This window comes from Enterococcus sp. DIV1224 (genome assembly GCF_050555455.1).
Lineage (GTDB): Bacteria > Bacillota > Bacilli > Lactobacillales > Enterococcaceae > Enterococcus_B > Enterococcus_B lactis.
In genome coordinates, this window is the sequence record NZ_CP187859.1 from 524,086 (window position 1) to 546,690 (window position 22,605).

General features: G+C 39.7%; 16 protein-coding genes. 12 read left to right on the forward strand and 4 right to left on the reverse strand.

All coding sequences use genetic code 11. The features are described from left to right. Positions 1-6 precede the first annotated feature (6 nt). Positions 7-3,270 (forward strand): right-handed parallel beta-helix repeat-containing protein, encoded by a 3,264-nt coding sequence (locus tag IGK53_RS02455; RefSeq protein WP_207718864.1) that lies wholly within the window; start codon positions 7-9, stop codon positions 3,268-3,270. Between the two features lie 175 nt (positions 3,271-3,445). On the opposite strand, the gene IGK53_RS02460 is transcribed toward IGK53_RS02455, so the two are convergent. Further along, positions 3,446-5,353, reverse strand: coding sequence for a M13 family metallopeptidase (locus tag IGK53_RS02460; RefSeq protein ID WP_002329570.1), 1,908 nt, complete (start codon positions 5,351-5,353; stop codon positions 3,446-3,448). Positions 5,354-5,484: 131 nt separating this feature from the next. On the opposite strand from IGK53_RS02460, the gene IGK53_RS02465 reads away from it, so the two are divergent. From IGK53_RS02465 to IGK53_RS02480, 4 genes are all read left to right on the forward strand, one after another. After that, positions 5,485-6,360, forward strand: coding sequence for a hypothetical protein (locus tag IGK53_RS02465; protein ID WP_002329569.1), 876 nt, complete (start codon positions 5,485-5,487; stop codon positions 6,358-6,360). Positions 6,361-6,439: 79 nt separating this feature from the next. Next, a complete protein-coding gene (locus IGK53_RS02470; protein WP_002286741.1) occupies positions 6,440-7,414 on the forward strand; it encodes a ribose-phosphate diphosphokinase in 975 nt (324 codons plus the stop codon). 423 nt (positions 7,415-7,837) lie between these two features. Further along, a complete protein-coding gene (locus tag IGK53_RS02475; protein ID WP_002344559.1) occupies positions 7,838-8,983 on the forward strand; it encodes a cysteine desulfurase family protein in 1,146 nt (381 codons plus the stop codon). Between the two features lie 136 nt (positions 8,984-9,119). Beyond that, on the forward strand, positions 9,120-9,464 hold the full coding sequence (locus IGK53_RS02480) for a DUF1831 domain-containing protein (protein ID WP_002286736.1): 345 nt from the start codon (positions 9,120-9,122) through the stop codon (positions 9,462-9,464). A gap of 108 nt (positions 9,465-9,572) precedes the next feature. Here the strand turns inward: IGK53_RS02480 and IGK53_RS02485 are convergent, their stop codons facing one another. Beyond that, entirely contained in the window at positions 9,573-10,355 is a 783-nt protein-coding gene (locus IGK53_RS02485) for a hypothetical protein (protein WP_002329567.1), read from the reverse strand. A 190-nt stretch (positions 10,356-10,545) separates the two neighbouring features. Here IGK53_RS02485 and IGK53_RS02490 point away from each other — a divergent pair, with 190 nt between their 5' ends. Together IGK53_RS02490 and IGK53_RS02495 are read left to right on the forward strand one after the other, a co-directional pair. Next, entirely contained in the window at positions 10,546-11,823 is a 1,278-nt protein-coding gene (locus IGK53_RS02490; protein WP_002308213.1) for an MFS transporter, read from the forward strand. 129 nt (positions 11,824-11,952) lie between these two features. Further along, positions 11,953-12,540 carry a metallophosphoesterase family protein gene (locus IGK53_RS02495; protein ID WP_002329566.1) on the forward strand — a complete coding sequence of 196 codons (588 nt, stop codon included), beginning with the start codon at positions 11,953-11,955 and terminating at the stop codon, positions 12,538-12,540. 269 nt (positions 12,541-12,809) lie between these two features. On the opposite strand, the gene IGK53_RS02500 is transcribed toward IGK53_RS02495, so the two are convergent. After that, positions 12,810-14,741, reverse strand: coding sequence for a YiiX/YebB-like N1pC/P60 family cysteine hydrolase (locus IGK53_RS02500; RefSeq protein WP_430604955.1), 1,932 nt, complete (start codon positions 14,739-14,741; stop codon positions 12,810-12,812). 1,038 nt (positions 14,742-15,779) lie between these two features. Between IGK53_RS02500 and IGK53_RS02505 the strand changes: the two genes are divergently transcribed. The 4 genes from IGK53_RS02505 to IGK53_RS02520 all read left to right on the forward strand — a co-directional run bounded on the left by IGK53_RS02505 (position 15,780) and on the right by IGK53_RS02520 (position 20,522). Beyond that, positions 15,780-16,397, forward strand: coding sequence for a hypothetical protein (locus tag IGK53_RS02505; RefSeq protein WP_002329562.1), 618 nt, complete (start codon positions 15,780-15,782; stop codon positions 16,395-16,397). Between the two features lie 206 nt (positions 16,398-16,603). Beyond that, positions 16,604-17,725, forward strand: a complete 1,122-nt coding sequence (mnmA, locus tag IGK53_RS02510; RefSeq protein ID WP_002313365.1) for a tRNA 2-thiouridine(34) synthase MnmA — start codon at positions 16,604-16,606, stop codon at positions 17,723-17,725. A gap of 243 nt (positions 17,726-17,968) precedes the next feature. Next, positions 17,969-19,390 (forward strand): arginine-ornithine antiporter, encoded by a 1,422-nt coding sequence (gene arcD, locus IGK53_RS02515; protein ID WP_002329561.1) that lies wholly within the window; start codon positions 17,969-17,971, stop codon positions 19,388-19,390. Between the two features lie 13 nt (positions 19,391-19,403). Continuing rightward, complete coding sequence (locus IGK53_RS02520; protein WP_430604957.1) at positions 19,404-20,522, forward strand: aminotransferase; 1,119 nt, start codon at positions 19,404-19,406, stop codon at positions 20,520-20,522. A gap of 59 nt (positions 20,523-20,581) precedes the next feature. Here IGK53_RS02520 and IGK53_RS02525 read toward each other — a convergent pair whose 3' ends face one another. After that, entirely contained in the window at positions 20,582-21,874 is a 1,293-nt protein-coding gene (locus IGK53_RS02525; protein WP_002329559.1) for a multidrug efflux MFS transporter, read from the reverse strand. A gap of 149 nt (positions 21,875-22,023) precedes the next feature. Here IGK53_RS02525 and IGK53_RS02530 point away from each other — a divergent pair, with 149 nt between their 5' ends. Continuing rightward, entirely contained in the window at positions 22,024-22,584 is a 561-nt protein-coding gene (locus IGK53_RS02530; protein ID WP_002325115.1) for a TetR/AcrR family transcriptional regulator, read from the forward strand. Positions 22,585-22,605 lie beyond the last annotated feature (21 nt).

Below are 22,605 nucleotides of genomic sequence, written 5' to 3' on the forward strand. Positions count from 1 at the left end.
ATGGACTTGATAAAAAAACGAATAAAATACAGTGCACTAATGATGAATCTCCTCATGCTCAGTACTCCGATTTTGACTTCTGTCGTTGAAGTTGCTGCTAACGAACAGACTGTGAACGAAGAAAATGCACACGTGAACAGCGAAGAAACGTCAATATTGGAGGAAGAATCAACGGCTAGTGAAGAGAAGGATGTGGAAGAAGGAAATGATCCTATGATAAAAGAATCAGAAAATGAAAAGACAGAAAAGCAATCTGATGAAGTTCCTGAAGAGTGGAAAGGGGTAGTTTTCGGAGAAAGCACAAGTGCCAGCAGATATGCGATTGAACCATTAGAAGACGGCGTGCGGATCTCTTCCACGAATAACGGCGGGAAATTCCAGTCAAGCGGATCAGATGGAATGACCTATTATTGTCAAGCCATTCCGAAAGATACCAATTTTAGGATGCGGACGACGATTGAAATAGAATCTTGGACCTATACGAATGCTCAAGAAGGATTTGCATTGATGGTGAGAGACACAGTACCAAAAGATCATTTGTTTGGGCAAGCATTTTATTCGAATTCATTTGCCATACTGGGCAGTCGGATCGAATATGTCTGGGACTCGGATAGACAAGAAGTGGTCAGCACGAACGGCAGCAAATATACGATGCGACTTGGATTGGGGACACGGGCAATCACAGGAATATCATCTGAAGATCCTCAAGCCGCGCCTGCTCCTGGGAGTGTCTCAGTGGAAACAACGCCTTTAGAGACTTCAGCAGGGCTCTTAGAAAAAGAAGCAGGTTCTTATAATATATTCGGAAACGGTCATGGGAATCTGTTTCCGGCTACGGATTCGATTACTAAACTAGATGTAGAGATGAAAAAAACGAACACTGGTTTAGAGGCATATTATTACGATCCTGAAACAGGGGAAGAGCTAGCTTCTGACATCATGTATGACTGGGAAAAGCTATATGCTTCCGATGAATCGGTTATCTATGCAGGATTTGCTGCAGCAAGGAATATGACGATCAAGGTAGAAGGAATCGAAGTGGCTTACTCAGATCCTGCGACAGATCCTCCTGGACAAGAAAGGCCCATTCGCTTGATTGATCCGATTTACACTGTGACCTCTAGTAATCATTCAGGAAACCAAGACCATACTATGTCCTTTAGAGCAAATGCTGACGGATTATTAACAATCAAAAATCAAGCAACAGGAGAGGTACTTGAGAATGCGAAAGACTTGGCAATCACTGCAAATCGGGAATTTGATTATCAGACAAAATTGATGGAAGGAACGAACGAATTTACTTTCAGTTTTACACCAGATAAAAACTATCCGCCAGAAGAATACGTAGAGATGGCTAGTTATGAAACAAAAGAGATCCTGCATACAGTTGATTACCGTAAACCTAAATACTCGACAGTTTATGTAACACCGGAAGGGTCAGATACAGGAAACGGAAGCAGACAAAATCCGTTATCTCTGACGCAAGCATTGAGATACGCATATGCTGGGCAGACAATCGTCCTGGCTCCTGGAACTTATTCCTTTGAAAGAGGATTGACGATTCCAAAAGGAGTTAACGGGACAAGAGAAAACCCGATTCAATTGATTGCAGAGAAAAATCCAGAAAACAAGCGACCTGTACTTGATTTTAAAGGAACTGGAAATGGGATGACACTGTTTAGTCACTACTGGGTTTTACGTGGGTTTGACGTTACAAATAGTGCTGCTATGCAAAAAGGATTGCAGATTTCTGGAAACCATAATTTGATTGAAGAGATCCATGCTTATCGGAATGGAAATACAGGAATCCAAATCAGTGGTAGCTCAAATGATCCTTTCGAAGCATGGCCAGCGCATAACTTAGTCAAGAACTGTACATCTTTTGAAAATGCCGACCCGGGATTTGAAGATGCCGATGGATTTGCGGCCAAACTGACAATAGGAGAAGGGAATGTATTTGACGGTTGTATCGCTTATCATAATGCAGATGATGGTTGGGATCTTTTTGCTAAAAACGAAACAGGTTCGATCGGGAAAGTAGTCATCAAAAACTCAGTTGCTTATCGAAACGGTTGGGTACCGGGAGTTGAAGGAGAAGGGAACGGTAATGGATTCAAAATGGGTGGTTCCTCTTTATCGGGCCCTCATGAATTGATCAATAGTTTGTCTTTCGAAAATCTTGCGAAAGGAATCGATTCCAATAGCGGAACAGATATTATCGTCAATAGCAGTACAAGCTTCAACAATGGTTCCTATAATGTGGCTCTTTATACCTCTTCGGCAGGAAACACAGACTTCCATGCTTCTGGTATCTTATCTTTCCGAACAGAAAATCTTGAGATGAGAGAGCAGATCCGCCCATTGAATCAAAACGAAGATCAAATCTATCACTCGTTGAACTACTATTGGAATGAACGAGAGAAACAATCAGAAAATACTCTTGGACATACCGTATCAAAAGATTGGATCGAATCTCTAAATACACATTCGCAAGAAGGGCAGCAGCCTGTTACGCGCTATGCGAATGGAAGCATCCATGTCCATGGATTGATGCAAATCAAACCGGAGAATCGTCAAACAAAAAAGGGAAGAGTAGATGGTCTTCCACTATCTGTAGGTGCTACTTTTGACGGAGAAACCTCACCGTCTTCGGAGTATCCAGAATATGCAATCGTACAAGAACCAAATCAGACAAAACCAAACGAACAAAATAATCCAATCATTATCCAAGAGGCAAATGGTGTGACGGAGAATGCAGAAGGAAATATCATCGAACTGAAGCCTTTTACAGTATCTGTGTCAGCATTCACACCAAATCAAGGAACGCCTGTCTTTGAAGATATGCGTTATTTCCCAGAAAAGATCCAAATCGTTGAAACACAGTCAAGTGCTCAATTTTCTAATCATACCGCTATTTTTTCAGCACCCTCAAAAGGAGAATATACGCTAGAAGTCACTTATCGTTCGGAAACATTTGATGGTGAAAAATGGGTTGCTCATACAGAACCTGTTACCCAGCAAAAAGCGATCACAGTGCGAGAAGCTGTCAGTGTGCCGCCGGGAACTGATGAACCAGAAGGGGAAAATCCAGGGAATGGATCGCCAAATGAAAAACCTTCTGATCCAGATGGGACAGCAAAAGAAAGGGAAAAAGATGGCGCTCAAGGACTTCCACAAACAGGAGAGTCTAATAGCCCGTTGTTAGCAGTAGCTGGAGGAATTTTGTTGATCGGTGTAGCTGCTTATGTCATGAAACAGCGAAAAAAATAAACGCACGGTATCCTTTTGATAAGGTAGAACAATTAGTTGAGGAAAGTAAAAAAAGAAGGAAGTGAGACGTCAATTCGTCCCGCTTCCTTCTATCATTTTTATAGATGAGATCCCACTTGCTGTGTTTGTTTGGCTGTTCTTATTACTTGATGCAGGACAGCTTTTTCACAACCTTTTACCAGATTCGCACTCTTTTTTCTGGCGCTAGATACATAGCATCTTGTTCCGTGATACCAAATGTTTCATAGAATTCGTCAAGGTTTTTTGGTTGCACATTTGCTCGAAGTTTAGCAGGGGCATGAACATCGATTTGCAGTAAAAGTTGTTGGTATTCTTTTTTTGCTTTTGTACGCCAAATCGTTGCCCAATTGACAAAGAATTCTTCGATAGAAAGATCTGATTCTGTTTTTGCTGCTTCCAATGCACAGCTTAGACCGCCTGCATCCGCAATGTTTTCTGAAACAGTTAATTTTCCGTTTACTTTTCCGTCAGCAAAAGGCAGACCATCGAATTCTTCGATCATTGCTTGTGCTTTGTTTTGGAATTGTGCAAGATCTTCTTCTGTCCACCAATTGTTCAAGTTGCCATATTCATCAAACAAAGCGCCGTTATTGTCAAATGCATGGGAAATCTCATGAGCGATAACAGCTCCGATTCCCCCGTAATTAGCAGAGCTTGATTGTTCTAGACTGTAAAACGGCGCTTGAAGGATGGCTGCCGGAAAGACGATCACATTCCGGAATGGATGATAATAAGCATTGACTGTATCAGCGCTCATTTCCCATTCTGAACGATCTACCGGTTTGTTCCATTTGCTGAAACGATCTTTTAATGTGAGTTTGCTGAAAGCAAGAGTGTTTGAAAGCAAAGTACCACCTTGATCTGCAGGCACTGTTTTGAATTGGTCGAATAGTGCTGGGATCTTATCGGGGTAACCGACTTGGATACCTAAGTTATTTAATTTTATGACGGCTTTTTCTTTTGTTGCATCCCCAAGCCAGTCATTTTCTTCTAGCCGTTTTTTATAAACGGCAATCATTTTTTTCACCATTTGCTCTACATCTTTTTTAGCAGCTTCGCCGAAATATTTTTTCCCGTAGTAATCACCAACGACTTGATCAAATTGACCAGAGGCAAGATAATACGCTGCTTTTTTCTGAGGCATTGCTTCGTCTGTTCCAGACAATACGCGAGAATAGATTCCGCTGACTTGGCGGAATTCTTCTGATAGATACCCACTAAGAGAACGTACTGTTTTAATGATCATCCAGCTTTTGAATAAGGGGAAATGAGCTTCTGTCAGGATGTCATTCAAATGATCAAAGTACACTGGATCAGTGACGATCACTTTATCTGGGGTTGTCCCAATCAAACCAGTGACAAGTTTTTTCAAGTCAAGTTTATCTGTGTATTGAATAAATGTGTCAAAAGATTGCGGATTATACATTTTGCTGTAATCTGCGTTTTCTTCTGCACTTTTTACATGAGGAGCAATCAATTTATCAAATTGCACTGCTTGTTCTGTGATTGCTTCTGCCTGACTTTTTTCTTTGCCAGCAAGCTCCAATAATTGAACCGCCATATCAAAGAAAACGCCCATTAGTTGTGCACCGTTAGGATGTTCTGGTGCATAATACGTCTTATCTGGAAGAAATAAAGAAGGCGGATAAGCAAAGAAAGCATTCGTCTGTGCATTCTTCATATCAGCATCTACATCTAGATTAAATGGCAATGGTAGTGTATCCAACAACCATTCCGGGAATTGCTCATTCAATTCGTCGAAAGACTGCAATGATTCAACTTTCTCGATTACAGGCTGAAGTGGTTGAGCATGCAACTCATTTCTTCGGTCATAATCGTTTGCCAGTTGATAATAAGCAAGGAAATGTTTCATTTTTTCTGAAGATACTTTTTCTGGATGGGCAAGCAGATCGTCTGTTTCTCCCATCAAAAGTTGGTCGATCCCGTCAACTAAGTCTTGGAAACCGCCTGTAGCTGGTTTATCTGCAGGGATTTTTGCTGTTTTTTGCCATTCTTCATTGACTGCTTCATAGAAATCTTGTTTCAATCGTTCTTTGTTCATTCATCGATCGCTCCTTTTTTGTTTCGTGTGCCCATTATCTTACAAAATGAAGGAATTAACAAATAGAACATAAAAAAATTTGAAAATTCGGACAATCAAACTGATTTGTTTTTTTCAATCGTTCACTTATAATGAAAAAAAGGAGGCGATCCCAACTGAAACAAGTAGTGGATAAACCTTTCTATTTTAAAATAGATAAAAAAATCAAAAAATTAGCCAGCACCCAGCAACTACAATCAAAAAAAAGCGAACGGCTTTTTTTAGCACTGATTTTTGAAGATCAAAGTTATGTGATCATCGATCAATCAGGACATCCGATAGAATACTCTCCAGCAGAATATACCTATCAAGAGGGTATTTCTCGTAGCCAATGGAGACTGATCAATGAAGCACCAATCGAGTTCTCTCAATGGATCCACAGAAAAGAAGAGGTGCCTGTTTTGATCGAAGAAAAAAGGTCAGGAAAAGAACTCACAAATTGTTGGGTGGGATTGCCAGAAGAACGTTTTTTAAGGTATAAGAAATGGGCTACTCCTTCAGGTTATCTTTGCGGGACTTATGCGGCGGCGGTTTTACTTGCCTACTATCAAGACTATCGTGAAGAGTGGATGCTTCCCCTAGAGATCCGCAAGAAAAACACGTCTAACTTGATGGCATTGACAAAGGCGTTGCGTAGCCAAATCCAACCACTAGGCCTTCCTACGATTCCTTTTCAAGTCAGTACAGGGATTTCTAGTTTTTTAAAGAAGAATGGCAATCACGAGCGTGCACGAGCAACTCTTCTAGGTTCATGGCAGCGAGCCACAAAACGTATACGTGAAGGCAAGCCTGTGATGATTGGAATCTTGAAAGTACTTGGTAGTACTTACGGCAATCATTGGGTGACGGCGTATGCTTATTTTGAAACTGAAACAGGAGAACGTTATTACAAAGTACACGACAACTGGGGGGACTATCATAAAGTTATTCCTGCCAGTTGGAGTAACGGAACAGTTTCACTTCCTTAAGAATTTGCTGAAATTAACAGAAAATCTTGGGAAAATATGTTAAACTATCGAAGAATAGAGAAGTTTTGGGGAGGACTACATGAGTAATAAGTATCAGGATGACACGTTGAAGATTTTTAGTTTGAATGGGAATCGTCCATTAGCTGAAAAAATCGCGAAAGTGTTTGGAACAGAATTAGGTAAAAGCGTCGTGAAGCAATTTAGTGATGGGGAGATTTCCATCAATATTGAAGAAAGTATCCGTGGGGATCATGTGTACATCGTTCAATCAACGAATGCACCTGTCAATGACTACTACATGGAACTGCTGATTATGATTGATGCAATGAAGCGAGCAAGTGCGAAAACGATCAATGTCGTATTGCCTTACTATGGGTATGCTAGACAAGACCGCACGGCGAAACCTCATGAACCGATCACTGCGAAATTGATTGCTAACTTAATCGAAGAAGCAGGAGCAACTCGAGTACTGACTTTAGATTTGCACACGGTTCAAGTACAAGGATTCTTTGATATTCCTGTAGATAATTTATTTACGATGCCATTGTTTGCTCATTATTACCGTCAATTAGGTCTGACGGGAGATGACATCGTAGTTGTGTCGCCAAAAAACAGCGGCGTTCAGCGTGCACGTAGTCTTTCAGAATATTTGAACAGTACATTAGCCATCGTAGACCATGCAGATGATGCTTCAACGGAGGGTGGTTATGTGATTGGTGATGTTCAAGGAAAGACATGTATCATGGTAGATGATATCTTGAACACCGGAGCAACGCTTGCACGAGCAGCAAATGTATTAAAAGAAAACGGCGCAAAAGAAGTATATGCCTGTGCGTCACATGGGTTATTGTCCGATCATGCGAAAAGCATTTTAGACAATGCACCAATCAAAGATATTTGTATCACTGATTCTGTTTTCACAGAAGAAAATCGTCATCCGGAAAACTTAACGATCGTTACATGCTCAGAATTAATGGGTGAAGCGGTCAAACGCATCCATGAAAATACACCGATGAGTCCGTTATTCCGTCTGGAAGAAAAAGAATTCGAATAAGAAAAAAGACAAAAAACGAGAAGATCAATTAGCAATGAGAAGAGGGACTGTGACAAAAGTTGTGTCACAGTCCCTTTTTCCGAATAAACGGTGTTCTCCTGCCAACTCCTCGGTCACAAGTCACAATATTCAACAAACATGAGAAGCTGTTTTTTGAAATTGCTCCTTGTGACTCAAAGTTAAACGGCAGGCGCACGACCTCTTGGTAAACGGTGTTCAAAAGCTTGCATCTGCGGTAATAAGTCCAACCAAACGAAAAATATGAGAAGCTATTTTTGTTTGGCTGTTCTTATTACTTGATGCAGGACAGCTTTTTCACAATCTCTTTTTCGCTACACTAAGTGCCTTTTAGGTAAAAGTAATCTCTTCTTTGGTATGTTCGCTGTTTTATGCTAGAATGTGCCTAGCGATAAATTGGAAGGGATGAATGAAGTGAAAACTATTTATTTGGATCATGCGGCAACTACCCCCATGCATCCGCAAGTAATTGAAGCGATGACGGCGATCATGCAAGAAACCTTTGGTAATCCTTCAAGCATACATGGGTTTGGCCGCCACGCGCATGAAAAATTGGAAACAGCAAGACAAATCATTGCAGATAGTCTGCAAGCAAAACCTCATGAGATCATCTTTAATAGTGGGGGAACAGAAGGGGATAATACAGCTATCTTAGAAACAGCGTTCTCGCGTCAAAAAGAAGGCAGACATCTAATCACTACAGCTATCGAACATCCTGCTGTTCTTAATACCATGAAATATTTAGAGACAAAGGGGTTTGACGTTACATATCTGCCTGTAGATGAAAAAGGGAATCTGTCGATCGAAGAGGTCAAAAAAGCGTTACGAGAAGATACGATCTTGGTCTCTGTGATGTACGGAAACAATGAAATCGGAAATTTGATGCCAATCAAAGAAATCGGTGAACTTTTAGCAGATCATCCAGCTTATTTCCATACAGATGCGGTACAAGCTTATGGAAACCAAACGATCCATCCAGAAGAATTAGGAATCGATTTATTAAGTATCTCTGCTCATAAAATCAATGGACCAAAAGGCGTCGGTTTCTTATATAAACGAGACGGAGTAAATATCCCTGCCTTGCTTTTAGGTGGCGAGCAGGAAGAAAAGCGGCGTGCAGGTACAGAAAACTTGGCAGGAATCTGGGGAATGGCAAAAGCAGTTGAACTGCTGTCACCTGAAGAACGTGAAGCACGTAACAACAAATATCAAGGATTCCAACAATTGATTCTTGATACATTAGAAGCAAACGACATCCCTTATCAAGTAAATGGTGATTTAACGAATAAACTCCCTCATGTGTTGAATCTTCGCTTGATTGGCGAAGCAAATGATTTGCTACTGATGAAGCTTGATCTGAACGGAATCGCTATTTCTACTGGTTCGGCTTGTACAGCAGGGAACATCGAACCTTCTCACGTATTAGAAGCGATGTATGGAGAAGATACGCCGATACTAAAAGAATCCATTCGTATCAGCTTTGGATTGGGAAATACTGAAGAAGACATCCATTATTTCCTTGATCAATTAGTTCGTGCTGTCAAAAAATAACTAATAAAGTCATTCTGATGTGGACAGATGTCTGAGAGAACGCCTTCATTTTTTAGGGAACTTAACTGAAAAACCTAGTAAAAATCAGGATAAACTTTTATAATAAAGAGAAACTAATTTTATCGAGGTGAAAATCATGGCATTTGAAACAACAGCAACTGTACTTGGCGCACCGATCAGCTATCGTTTGCATCCTGATGCAAAAAGATATACATTGCGCGATAATGGGTTTACAGAAACAAACGGAGGCAATTATCAATTGATCCGACCATTAGATGCAACGCCGCAAAGCAAAGAAGGCTTCAAACTGAAAATCACTGTATCAAAAGATATCCAAACATTGAAAATGTCGATTACTACAGCAAACGGACTGAAAGCAGTCAATATTTTCAAAGATCCGAAACAGAAAATGAGTCAAGATAAATTCTATTTTTTGATGGATGGGATGATCAGCCGAGGATTATTCGAAAAAGTCGAATAACCTGTGGATATAAAAAGACAACTAGTTTTGAAACGGCCTAATCGTTAGATCTCTAACTTTGAAAGGACGACACAAAATAGTTGTCTTTTTTATTTTTTCTGCTGTAAATCAGACTCTCGTCCACTCATCAATTGATTTTCCATGTTCATCCACTATTTCCAACCAACTATTTGTTCCGGCAAAGTACAACAGCAAGCTTGCCTCATTCACACTTTTTACGATGATATCTTCGATCGTGGTTGTGCCTGAAATCTTGTCTTTATAATCATCTCGTAGCTTTTGCCCATATTTTGCAGCATAACCTAATGAGCCGTCTTTATTTAAAGGAGGATCTTTGACGAGCGTCGCGCCTGCTTTGATCAGCAATTCATTTCGTTTGATCCAGTAAAGCGTTGCTTGACTTCCCCTGAAATCGACGGTAAAAGGAATCTCGCTGACTTCTTTTGACCAGCGATGACGAGCTTTTGCTGGTTTTTTCTTCGTATCTTCAGCGGCAGATGGCACGGAAGAATCGATTGGATAACCAAATGTACTTAGTATAGCAGCAATCTTCTCTTGGTGTTCTGCCATTTTCTTTCTAGCCGTTTCAGGAATCGAAGGAAACGATTCTTTGGCTATTGTAAGACCAGCTTTTTCTGCTTGTTCGGTGAGCATGTAGATCATATAATCGGCTTCTATATCCCAAGGAAGCTGGATCATGATGACGGTATCGATTGTTTCTGGTTGGACTGTTTTCCCAATTGCTGTACACACCTTTTGATGATAAAAGAGATAAAAAGCATTTTCTGGAAGCTTAGGCAGCTTGCGGCTGATCCAGATTGTACCCTGTGCCTGTTCAAGTACGATTTTGATTTCTTCAGGGGTAAGAGTGGTCTGAAAGTTGATTTTCATGACTGATGCCCTCCTAGTTTTTTCTTAGTTTAGCATGCTTGCTGATTTTTTTCTGCTAATTTTACTTTTTTAACAAAACTGAAAATATATAACGATGGTATTTGAACAAACAGCTAGGTTTCAAGGAAATAATCAAGTATAATTCTAGCTACGTAAGGACGATAAGTCTTAGAGGAAGTGGGGAAAGGATATGGGAGAAGAAAAGGAGCCGGTTTTACATTGGCGTAAAAATATCAACTTGTTTTTGACAGGTCAATTTTTATCTGGAATCACGAGTATGATCGTGCAATATGCAATCATTTGGTATCTGACGAAAGAGACAGGTTCAGCAACGATCTTGAGCTTTGCTACGTTATTAGGTATGATCCCGATGGTTTTGCTGAGTCCGTTTGCTGGTCCGTTGGTGGATCGTTGGGACAAAAAGCGATTGTTGATTTTGACAGATATCATTGTCGCATTATTTGCGATGGTCTTGGTAGTAGTCGGCACGATTTCTGACACATTTCCGTTGTGGTTAGTGTTTGTATCGTTGTTCATTCGTGCAATTGCTCAAACTTTCCAGATGCCGACGATCCAATCGATCCTTCCTACGATGGTCCCAGAAGAAGAGCTGACACGTATCAATGGACAGCTAGGCATGGTCCAGTCAGCGAATTTTATCATTGCGCCTGCAATAGGTGCGTTTTTATTTACAGTGATACCTATCAACTGGCTGATTTTGCTTGATGTGCTAGGCGCGGTATTTGGTGTGGGATTACTTGTTTTTGTGACGATCCCTAAGGTTATTTCGCAAGGCGAAACCATTCATTTGTTGACAGATACAAAATTTGGTGTGAAAAAATTGTACGAGAATAAAGGTCTTTGGCATATCATGCTCAACGGTGCTGTGTTCACGTTATTGTTTATGCCGGCTGCCAGTCTGTATCCGTTGATGACGATGGGCTATTTTGGTCAAAATGTAGGACAGGCGGGTCTTGTCGAAGTAGTCTATTCAGTAGGGATGCTTGCAGGTGGGGCGGTGATTGGCTTTTTTGGAAAATGGAAAGACCGGATGAAGCCGATTTTCATGGCTTATGTAGTCGTAGGTACCACGATTGGTGCTAGTGGATTGTTGCCGGGGACAACACAGGGATTCTTTTATTTTCTTTTACTGAATGCCGGGGCAGGTTTTGCCACACCTTATTTCAATACCTTACTGATGGCGATCATCCAACAGAGTTATGAACCGAACGTTTTAGGACGAGTCTTAGGTGTATTCAACTCATTAATGACTTTGCCAGGGCCGATTGGCTTAATATTTGCGGGCCCCTTGACAGATAAGATTGGTGTAGAAAAGATGTTTCTGATTGCGGGAATTGGTACGCTTTTATGCGGGATCGTTTTATTTTTGACACCCGTTGCTCGAAATTATGATAAAGAATTACAGAAAAAACTGGTGAAAGAACACCGTGAACAAGAAAACGAATAGAAAAGGAGCGGTGATAAAAATTTTCTTCCTACTTGAAATCAAGTGGTTTTTTCACAGCTTTTTTAGATGTTATGAGTTGCTCCGATCAGCAATTTTGTTTACTCTAAGGAAAAGGGAGGCAGGAGAAACATGAATTATTTTACGAGTGATATGCACTTTTTTCATGAGCGTTTACTAGGAGAAAATGACTTTGCTCCGCGACTCTTTGCAAATGTAGATGAGATGAACCAACAGTTGATCACTAGCTGGAATGCAGTAGTAAAAGAAACGGATCACGTCTATCATCTAGGTGATCTTGCCATGCATCCGCAATATGAAAAAGCAAATGCAGAAATTTTAGAATTAGTCAGTCAACTGCAAGGAACGATCCACTTGATCAAAGGGAATCATGACAGTCGTGCGTTCTTCCGTTATTTAGAAAAAAACGATCCTGGACTTTCTGATGGCAGTCCCAAATTTTATTTTTATGACGTAGGTGCTATCGTGAAGTTCGACCATCAGCAATATTACTTGACGCATTATCCAATGTTACTCGGACCTAACGACACCATTCGAAACCTTCACGGGCATATCCATCATTATAGTGTACCCATCGAAAACGTCGTCAATGTAGGCGTAGACGCACCAGAAAGAGACCTTCTAAAAGAAAAACTGCCATTCGGTACGCCATTATCCGAACAGCAAATCAAAGAAATATATGAAGCAAAGAGGTCGTGAAAAAGCTGACTTGCATCAAGTGATAAGAACAGGCAACCAAAAACAGCTTCTCGTGTTTTTGATTTGGCAGGACTTGTCCCCACAAATGCAAGCTTTTGAGCCTGCTGCCCAATTCTGTGTCACAAGGAACAAAATGGAAAAGCAGTTCGCTGCATGTTATAAAAGAATTGAAGTACCTGATTTTCAAAAATAGGATAAAAAGTCGTCCCTTTTTGGCGCGACTTTTTATCCTATTTTTTAGTAATACAGTCATATGTTGTAAGGAGGAACTACAAAATACAGTACACGAATTTCCCTTGATCATTAACTGCTTTTCTGACCGTGGCAGTACCATCATTCAATTTCCTAACATCATTATCTATATTATTGGAATAGACGATCAGGGTGTTTTCTTTTGTGTATCGGTTTAGCCAGTCAATCGCATAATCCACTGACTGATTCACGCCGATATGATAGAAATAATTCCCATAAATCGCTTTTGCTTCGTCCGTCATCGTGAAATCATGATTGAAGCCATAACCATTCCTGACAGAAGCAGCAGTTGTGAATGAACCATGGATCCTTAGATAAGAGGCGTGGCGATAGGTACCATTCTCTAATTTTATCAACGCATGATAATTATTGTAAAAATAATACCAGCTTGGTGTAGCTCGATTATAAGAAACATCTGCATTGAAAGGATTCGGTCGCGTCATTTCATATTTGTCATAGATACTGAGGTTCTCTGTATAGTCAAATCTTTGCTGAGTGAAGGCAGGCGGTGTATGGACGACTTGGTTGATCTGATAAGGATTGACTGGATGTTTTTTCTTCGTGATTTTTGTAAAAGAAGGATTATATCTTAAGTGATTGTTGTCAGTAGAGATATTGTTAGAATAAACGATCTCCAACGAACATTGGGTATAGGTATTGATCCAGTTCAGCACATGGTTCGGAACATCATGATCTTCAATCGTCTCTGGAATAAGCGGGATATTCCTGTCAGAAAATTTGGCTCTTGCTTCGTCTGTTAAAAGAAAACGGGTGAACATATCGAATTCTACGATGATTGTTCCAGAATGATTGCGCCCGAAAGTAAGACGTGTACTTGCATAAGGTCTCCCGTTATTTTTGTACATGGCGATGAAATGATAATCATTCCTTAAGGTGTATGAGTTGGAACCGCGGCTAAAAATGAAATCTTCGTCGTTGATGATTGTCCCAGCGTTTGACCATTGAATATTCTCCAGATAGTCTTTGTAGTTTGCAAAAAAGGGATTGATTTTGTCGACTTTTTGAGAACGAAAAATATCATTAGGTGTGATTCCTGGTTCAGTAAGCCAATTTTCTACCTCTAAATTAATTCCTAGGAAATCAGGATCGTTTTTATCAGTTAATTCATCGATTCTACCATCAGGTGTTGCGTTCATATAAGCTGCCCACACAAGAAGAGAGCAATACCAATCTATTCTAGCTGAAGTCCGATCAGGTTCTACGAATAAATCTCTTACTTTATATCCCTTTCCTAATTGCCCATGCATAAATGAGATAGCTGCTTTTCTTTGTGTCGCTGTCGCTTCTGGAACTCTTAAGATAGTTGATTGAGTATAATCGAAACGCTCATCATCCAAGACACCGTAAACAACGCCTCCAGCTTTTGTCTCAAGTATAGGACTATAATCAGTTGCTTCGATAGTTCGGATATATGTGAAGGTCTCTGGTTTTCCATTGATGAGATGAGTTTCTTCATAGATACCTTCTACGATCATCACATGATGAAGAAATACTGGAGTGATTCCAGCCCTTTTCCGTTCGAAAATGATATCTCCTGGTTGAACGATATTCATCAGATCATATTTATGATAAGTCGGTACTTTTTCAAAAGTGATATTCTCCAAAGCATTTCCGATATTGAATGACCAGAGAGGCGGGTCTTTGGATAATTGTTCGGCTTCTTTACGAATATAGTGCTCATTGACGGTGTTTAGGTAATCACGCAAGTGGTCTTCTTCGGAAATCGCGGAATTGAATGGTTGGTTGTAATAATTCGAGGTGAACTCTTCAAATGCCTGATAGAAGGAAGCGTATTCATTTTTGAATTCTTCATAATACTCCTCCAATATCTGCTGGGTATCTGTATCAGCATGTACAGTAGTGATTGGGATGGCAAATGCGACGGCGAGTAAACAGGTAGTCAGAAACAATTTAATTTTTGATTTCAATGTAATCCCTCCTTGTTTTATGCTAGAATAATAACATATGAATCGGCGTGATGATAGCTTAAAAATAAAATATATCAGTTATTTAATATAGGCGTATATTGCACATAACACCAAAGAGTAAAATCAGCTATATCAATAATTGAGAACTGTTATCTTTAATGGAATAATTAGCGTTTAACTTAGGTTTTTTACGAATGAAATCAAAGGTGTTATATTTTATTTGGGGTTAGATAGTCTACAGAAGATACAATTTCTTGGTAGGGATGAGTATTGAATAGGCGTGTTGATTTGTATATCTATTTATTTTACTGCGTTATTATATTTTTTATTTGTTTATTTTTAAATAACAAATTGTGAGATTTTTTGTTTGGAGTTTTTTTGAAGATAGACAAGTATCAATCAATTAGAAAGGAGATGTGTAAATGTTACCACTAAAAAGTAAGACGTGTACGATCATTTCAATAATTTTGTTGTCAATTTGTTTCATTTCAGCTAGTTTTTATTTTCATCCTTCTATAGAAAATAATTTTCAGTTCTTAGTGTTCATAACATTTTGTTGTTGGAGTACTGGCGGTTTGAGTTTGGTTTTTTCGACAAAAATCAATTCTCAAATATTAAAAATGCTAGTCATCCTGCTTGATTTGATTGGTATTTATGGTTGGCTGATTTTTGCTAGATAAACTGTTCTGTTTTAGTTTGTTGTTTCAATAAAAAACGAAAATGAGGGAAAATAAATGAAACTAAATGTCAATTTAATCGGTTTATGTGTATCTATGTTAGTGTCGGTATGGTTTCTGATTGTGGGTCATTTATATTATGGATGGTCCCATGGTGTAGTATTAATGATTCTAATGCTTTTCCCCGGCTTAGCAGGTCTTTATTTTTCGACAAAGATCAAATCTGCGAAGTTAAAATGGCTGTTGTTAGTTATCAATTATCTATTTGCTACATATTTTAATGTTCTCCAATTTCTATTTATTTTGTTTCAAACTTTTTGAAGTCAGCAACGAAGCAAACAATTAAAAAGGAGCGAGTTGAATGTTATCAATAGAAAGTAAGAAAAGTAAGCGGGTATCGGTGGTTCTGTTAGTCTTCTGTATGATTTTGCTCAGCAGTCATCTATATATTCGTCATGAAGTGACAGGGTTTCTAATTGTCCAGTATTCATGCTGGATTTTAAGTGGTATCAGTCTAGCTTTTACAAGAAGAATGGATTCCATAAAAGTAAAATGGCTAGTGATTGCTCTCCATTTTCTTTTGACTTGCGGAGTAGGGCTTATTTACATCATTGGGTGGATCATCGGGTGGATAAGTTTACCTAGGTGGGAGTTGTTGTTAGTATGTGTGTTGTATTTTGGAGCAGTCGTAACATTAGACTATCAAAAAAAGAAAAAAACATTCTACCTGTTCGGTCTAGGTCTACCGATGCTGATATCGATCAGTTCGCTTATTGGGATCCATTACTTGTTGGCTTTCCATTCAAATACTATTAAATCTTGGCTTGTTATCCCTTTGTTGCTTTTCATGATGATTTCCGGCTTGATTGGTCTCTATTTCTCTACAAAACTTGAAGATAATCGAATGAAGTGGCTGCTATTAGGGATGAATTACTTATTTGCTACTTATTACAATATTGTTCTTTTGTTTTTCTTATGAATCGAAACTGCCGTTCCTCTTTTGATCATGAGAATCACTGGAGTATGAAGATAGCGCTGTTTTTTCCCTATGATAGGTTATGTATTCGAACGCTGATAATTAAGGGATGAAATTTTCAGAAATATGACGTATAATGTAAAATACTGAAAAGTTGCGACCTTCAACTCGTAGATGTTTCAGAATCTAATTGAAATGATGGTGATATCATGACAGACAACAGCCAAACACGCGTTGTCGTAGGGATGAGCGGCGGTGTCGACTCATCTGTAACAGCACTTTTATTAAAGGAACAAGGATATGACGTGATCGGAATCTTCATGAAAAATTGGGATGATACGGACGAAAACGGCGTATGTACGGCCACGGAAGATTATAAGGATGTAGCGAAAGTAGCTGCTCAAATCGGGATTCCTTATTATTCTGTGAATTTCGAAAAAGAATATTGGGACCGTGTATTTGAATATTTCCTAGCCGAATACCGCGCAGGACGTACACCTAACCCAGATGTGATGTGTAACAAAGAAATCAAATTCAAAGCATTCTTGGACTATGCAATGGATCTTGGTGCTGATTATGTAGCTACGGGACATTATGCGCAAGTCACTCGCGATGAAAACGGTGTGGTCCATATGCTTCGCGGAGTAGACAACAATAAAGATCAAACTTACTTCCTTAGTCAATTATCACAAGAACAGCTTTCAAAAACGATGTTCCCTCTAGGCGGTATGGAAAAATCAGAAGTGCGGGCAATTGCTGAACGCGCAGGCCTTGCGACTGCTAAGAAAAAAGATTCAACAGGAATCTGCTTTATTGGTGAAAAGAACTTCAAACAATTTTTGAGCAACTACCTACCAGCGAAAAAAGGCAATATGGTCACTCTTGACGGTGAAGTTAAAGGGCAACATGCTGGCTTGATGTACTATACGATCGGTCAACGTCAAGGCCTAGGAATCGGTGGCGGAGGAGATTCGCAAGAACCTTGGTTTGTCGTAGGGAAAGATTTAGCGACGAACACATTATACGTGGGTCAAGGGTTCCACCATCCTGCACTGTACGCCACAAGCTTGGATGCAAGTGAAATCCACTTTACGACGAATGAACCAATGCCAAAAGAATTCAAGTGCACAGCGAAATTCCGCTACCGTCAACAAGATGTTCCTGTGACAGTTCGCTTATTGGATGATAACCGTGCAGAAGTCGTATTCGACGAACCTGTACGTGCCATCACTCCTGGACAAGCAGTTGTATTTTATGACGGAATGGAATGTCTAGGTGGCGGTTTGATCGACCATGCATACCAAGAAACAAAAGTTTTACAATACGTTTAAGCAATATGAAATGAATCAAAACAGCTATGACTAACAAAAGAAACACCTTTTCTTTTGGACAGCATAGCTGTTTTTTGCAATAAAATTAATTTTTATTCATTTTGTACTTGTAATTTCAGCGGAAACAGTCCATAATATCCGATAATATGAATAAAGTTGCTTTTTGGTAAGCAAGAGCAGTTGCAAAATAAAGGAAATATTTTGCAGGTGGTTTGTTCAATTTTATAAGTGAAGGTGATGGAAATGGAAAAGAAATCGACAGGTATTAGTAAGTGGGGACTGGTTGCTCTCGTTGTCAGTTCGTCAATCGGAAGCGGTGTGTTTGGAATCACGAGTGATCTGGCTAGTTCTGCCGCCCCTGGGCCAGCAATCCTTTCATGGATAATCGTCGGGATTGGTATTTTAGCTTTGGTATTATCGCTGAATCATTTAGGAGAAAAACGCCCAGATCTGGATGGCGGGATTTTTGGGTATGCAGAAGCTTCATTTGGGAAGTTAGGTGGCTTCATTAGTGGCTGGGGCTATTGGTTGTCTGCGTGGCTAGGAAATGTTGCTTTTGCGACGATGCTAATGAGTGCCATGGGAGAATTTTTTCCGATATTCAAAGGGGGACAAAATGTTCCTTCTATTTTATTTGCAAGTCTTTTTATTTGGGGTCTGACTTTATTAGTAAACAATGGGATTGAAGGAGCGAGCGTGATCAATACGATCGTGACGATCTGTAAATTAGTGCCATTATTCCTATTTTTAATATTTGTATTTATCGCATTTAAAGTGAATATATTCACTACTGATTTTTGGGGCAACGTATCTGTTAATCTAGTGAATGGATCAGGACAGCAAGGAACGATCTGGTTGCAGATCAAAGGTTGTTTGATGGTCATGATGTGGGTCTTTGTAGGGATCGAAGGTGCAAGTGTTTTAGCTAACCGCGCGAAGAAACGTTCAGAAGCCCAGCAAGCCTCAATCATTGGGCTGCTTTGTTTATTGTTTATCTATATCCTTGCTTCGATCTTGCCATACGGTGTCTTATCTCAAGAAGAGTTAGCAACTATTTCACAACCTGCTATGGCAAATATTTTAAAAGGAATCGTGGGAAATTGGGGAGCGGCACTGATCAATATCGGCTTGATCATTTCGATCATCGGTTCTTGGCTGTCTTGGACGATGCTCCCAGCAGAAACAACGATGTTGATGGCTCGAGACGGTCTGTTGCCGAAAGCTTGGGGAAAAACGAATAAAAAAAATGCCCCAACTTATTCGTTAGTTGTTACTGCCATCTTGACTAATCTATTCTTATTGACTTTCTTAGTTACTGATTATGCCTATCAATTTGCCTATTCTTTATGTACAGCGGCAATCTTGATTTGTTATCTGCTTGTCGGGATCTATCAAGTCCAGTTTTCTTTAAAAGAAGGAATCAAAAAACAAGTAGTGATCGGTGGGATTGCTGTAGTTTTTGAATTGATGGGAATCATTTTAGCAGGATTTTCTTATGTCCTTTTATGTAGTATTGCTTATCTTCCTGGTTTTTGCTTCTACTGGATCGCTTGTCGGGAAACCAACCATCAAATCACGGGAAAAGAAAAAGTAATGATTGGGCTGATTTGTGTGGCCGCACTGCTTTCAATCGGGTTGCTTGCTGTAGGCTGGATCAAGATATAAGGGGGAAAGAAACATGGAAATCGCAAATTTCGGTGTAGAAGAATGGCTAAATAAATGGGAGAAGAAAGCGGTATATGATATTGCACAAAGTTCGATCGAAGCATTGACATTAGACGAACTCGTTGGCTTAGACGGGACTAGCGTAAGTGAATTTTTCGAAAACCGCAAAAATGAACCATTGGACTATGGCTGGATCGAAGGATCAGATGCGTTCAAAGAAGAAGTCGCTTCTCTTTATCAAACCGTCGATCCAGAAAACATCTTACAAACGAACGGAGCGACTGGTGCTAATCTTTTAGCTCTATACGCGTTAGTGGAAGCAGGAGACCATGTTGTTTCGATGCTTCCCACTTATCAGCAATTATATGACATCCCCAAATCTTTAGGTGCCACTGTTGACTTTGTTCATTTGAAGGAAGAAGAAGATTGGCAGTTTGATTTAGAACAGCTGGAAGACTTAGTCAAACCTGAAACAAAGATCATCTGTTTGAATAGTGCAAACAATCCTACAGGCACATTGCTAGATCGGAAAATTTTAGAAAAAATCGCAGAAATTGCTCGTACAGTAGATGCATATGTATTGATAGATGAAGTATATGCGCCTTTAACAGATAATGGTGAATTCTTGTCGATCGTAGATGTCTATGAGAAAGGTATAGCAACCAATTCCCTATCCAAAACCTACTCCATTCCAGGTATCCGTATTGGCTGGACAGCTACTGGACCTGAGTTGGCAGAGGTTTTTCGAAAATATCGAGACTACACGATGATTTGCGGCGGAGTCCTGTCAGATGATCTTGCTGTACATTCATTGAAGAACAAAGAAAAAATCTTGGAGCGAAACAAAAAGATCATTACAGAGAACCTTGCGATTTTAAAACAATGGGTAGCAAATGAACCGAAAGTTGAACTTGTCGCTCCCAATTACGTCTCTACTTCTTTCATCAAATTAGCCATCGAAGAAGATGACCAGACATTTTGTATCAATTTATTAGAAGAAACAGGAGTACTATTAGTACCAGGAAGTGCCTTTGATTTGCCGAAGCATGCCCGACTAGGTTACTGTTGTAAAAAAGAAACCTTGGAAAAGGGATTATCCCTCTTATCTGAGTTCTTGAAAAAACAGGCCTAAACAAAAACACTGCAAGGACAGTCTGTGACAACTGTTCAAGCAGTGTTTTTCATTTACGCTTATTGTCTATGAGAAGGAGAGTGCTCTGAAGATATGGAGACTCCTGAAGCTTTTTCTTCTGCAGTTTCTTGCTGATGGATTTCTTGTGTATTGTGTCGTACAAGCAAGAAGTTGACTAAAACAAGAAGAGAAGTCGAAAGAAAGACGCCACGATAACCAAATGCACTGGAAACACTGGAGCCGATCATAGGTCCTACTACGTTACCAGTTGCTTGGAAAGATTGGTTATAACTGAAGATCCGTCCAGCAGCTTGATGAGGCGAATATTTTGTGATCAATGCTTGGACAGCAGGGAGCAGACAAGCATCAGAGATACCAATCAAAAAACGTAAGGCAGCTAATTGCCAAACATTCGTGACGAATGCCATTGGGATATAAACCAAAATCGCAAAACCCAAACCAATCGCAAGTATTCTTTCACTCCCAATCTTGTCACCTAAGCGACCAAATCTTGGAGCGGCTATCAAAGTAGCAATTCCAGGTATCGAAGCGATGATTCCGCTGATCAACGTAACATTCCCATGTCCATGCAGCAATTGACGAATGTACAGACTGATGATCGGACTGATGGAATTGTTGGATGCTTGAATGATCATCGTTGTGACGAACATACCGATGACGACGTGTGGATATTTCAAGTCTTTGAAAATCTGTTTGGCAGAAACCATGTTTTCTTTTTTCACTGGGACAAATTTTTCATGGACAAAAAACAGACTCAACAAGAAGACGAAAAATAAGATGATCCCTGTAATGAAAAAGGTAGGGCGATAGCCAAACGCTGAAGCAGAGATCCCGCCAAGAAGCGGTCCAAGTAATGTTCCTGTAACAGAACCAGTTGCTAAGGTTCCAAGAACTTGACCACTTTTTTCTTTTGGCGTCCCAGTTGCGACAAGGGCAGTGGCATTACTGATATAACCAGAAAAAATCCCTTGAAGCAGACGCAATGCGACTAATTGATACACACTAGTCACGCAGCCCATCAAAGAAATGACGATTGCCATTCCTAATGAAGCACGCAGCAGCATCAATTTTCTTCCTTTTTGGTCGGCTAATTTCCCCCACCAAGGAGAGATCAGCGTAGTCACCAAGAAAGTAGATGAAAAAGTCAATCCGCTCCAAAAGTTCAATTGTGCCGTACTATAATTACCTAACGTATCTATGTAAAGTGACATAAAAGGCATGACTAAACTAAATCCGATACCAGCCATAAATGTTCCAAACCATAAGACAAACAAGTTTTGTTCCCAAGTTTCTCTTTTCCTAAATAATTTTTCCTTTATTCTTGCAGCCAATTAGACTCCTTCTTTCTGAAAATTTTCATCTACGACTCTTTATTATAAACTACAATATGTAGTTTATCAATGAAAGTCTCTTTTTTCTCGTTCTTTTTCGTGGTAAACTGAAAGAGTGAAGGATTTATTTTATGAGAGGAAACATGGAAATGAAAAAAAGAAATCTGTCTCAAGAGAAAATCATCGACTGCTTTCGAGAACTAGCAGAAGAGATGGATGTTCAGCAAATAACCTTTCAGCATTTAGCAAAACGCTTGGATATCAAGGCTCCCTCGCTGTATAACCATTTTAAAAATATTCGTGATGTCAAAACAGCGTTAACAGCAAAACTTCTGCAGGAACTTAATGACCAGCTGCGTCGGGCTCTTGTGGGAAAAAGTGGTCAGGAAGCACTGCAGATCTATGCAGAAACTTATCGATCCTTTGCTTTTTCAAATCAAGCAGTGTATGAGTTGCTGATCAGTGTGCCCCACACCAATGAAGCAGTTTTATTAGAGGGAATCCATGAAACGAACCAGATCATTTTGCAGATCTTTGAGGCTTTTCAATTAACGAAAGAAGAAAAAGTCCACCGAAGCAGAGAATTACGTAGTATGATCCACGGCTATCTTTCCTTGCGTTTTTTAGGATACTTTACAAAAGAACCGACAATCGATCCAGAGGACAGCTATTTTTGGATGATCAATGACTTTATCGCTACTTTGCCTTAAACAATCAGATTCATTGGTATC

What these genes read in the sequence shown, in the direction of transcription:
- IGK53_RS02460 (WP_002329570.1), bottom strand. Translation starts at nt 5,353, where the DNA reads ATGAACAAAGAACGATTGAAACAAGATTTCTATGAAGCAGTCAATGAA.
- IGK53_RS02465 (WP_002329569.1), top strand. Translation starts at nt 5,485, where the DNA reads ATGAAAAAAAGGAGGCGATCCCAACTGAAACAAGTAGTGGATAAACCT.
- IGK53_RS02470 (WP_002286741.1), top strand. Translation starts at nt 6,440, where the DNA reads ATGAGTAATAAGTATCAGGATGACACGTTGAAGATTTTTAGTTTGAAT.
- IGK53_RS02475 (WP_002344559.1), top strand. Translation starts at nt 7,838, where the DNA reads ATGAATGAAGTGAAAACTATTTATTTGGATCATGCGGCAACTACCCCC.
- IGK53_RS02480 (WP_002286736.1), top strand. Translation starts at nt 9,120, where the DNA reads ATGGCATTTGAAACAACAGCAACTGTACTTGGCGCACCGATCAGCTAT.
- IGK53_RS02485 (WP_002329567.1), bottom strand. Translation starts at nt 10,355, where the DNA reads ATGAAAATCAACTTTCAGACCACTCTTACCCCTGAAGAAATCAAAATC.
- IGK53_RS02490 (WP_002308213.1), top strand. Translation starts at nt 10,546, where the DNA reads ATGGGAGAAGAAAAGGAGCCGGTTTTACATTGGCGTAAAAATATCAAC.
- IGK53_RS02495 (WP_002329566.1), top strand. Translation starts at nt 11,953, where the DNA reads ATGAATTATTTTACGAGTGATATGCACTTTTTTCATGAGCGTTTACTA.
- IGK53_RS02505 (WP_002329562.1), top strand. Translation starts at nt 15,780, where the DNA reads ATGTTATCAATAGAAAGTAAGAAAAGTAAGCGGGTATCGGTGGTTCTG.
- mnmA (WP_002313365.1), top strand. Translation starts at nt 16,604, where the DNA reads ATGACAGACAACAGCCAAACACGCGTTGTCGTAGGGATGAGCGGCGGT.
- arcD (WP_002329561.1), top strand. Translation starts at nt 17,969, where the DNA reads ATGGAAAAGAAATCGACAGGTATTAGTAAGTGGGGACTGGTTGCTCTC.
- IGK53_RS02520 (WP_430604957.1), top strand. Translation starts at nt 19,404, where the DNA reads ATGGAAATCGCAAATTTCGGTGTAGAAGAATGGCTAAATAAATGGGAG.
- IGK53_RS02530 (WP_002325115.1), top strand. Translation starts at nt 22,024, where the DNA reads ATGAAAAAAAGAAATCTGTCTCAAGAGAAAATCATCGACTGCTTTCGA.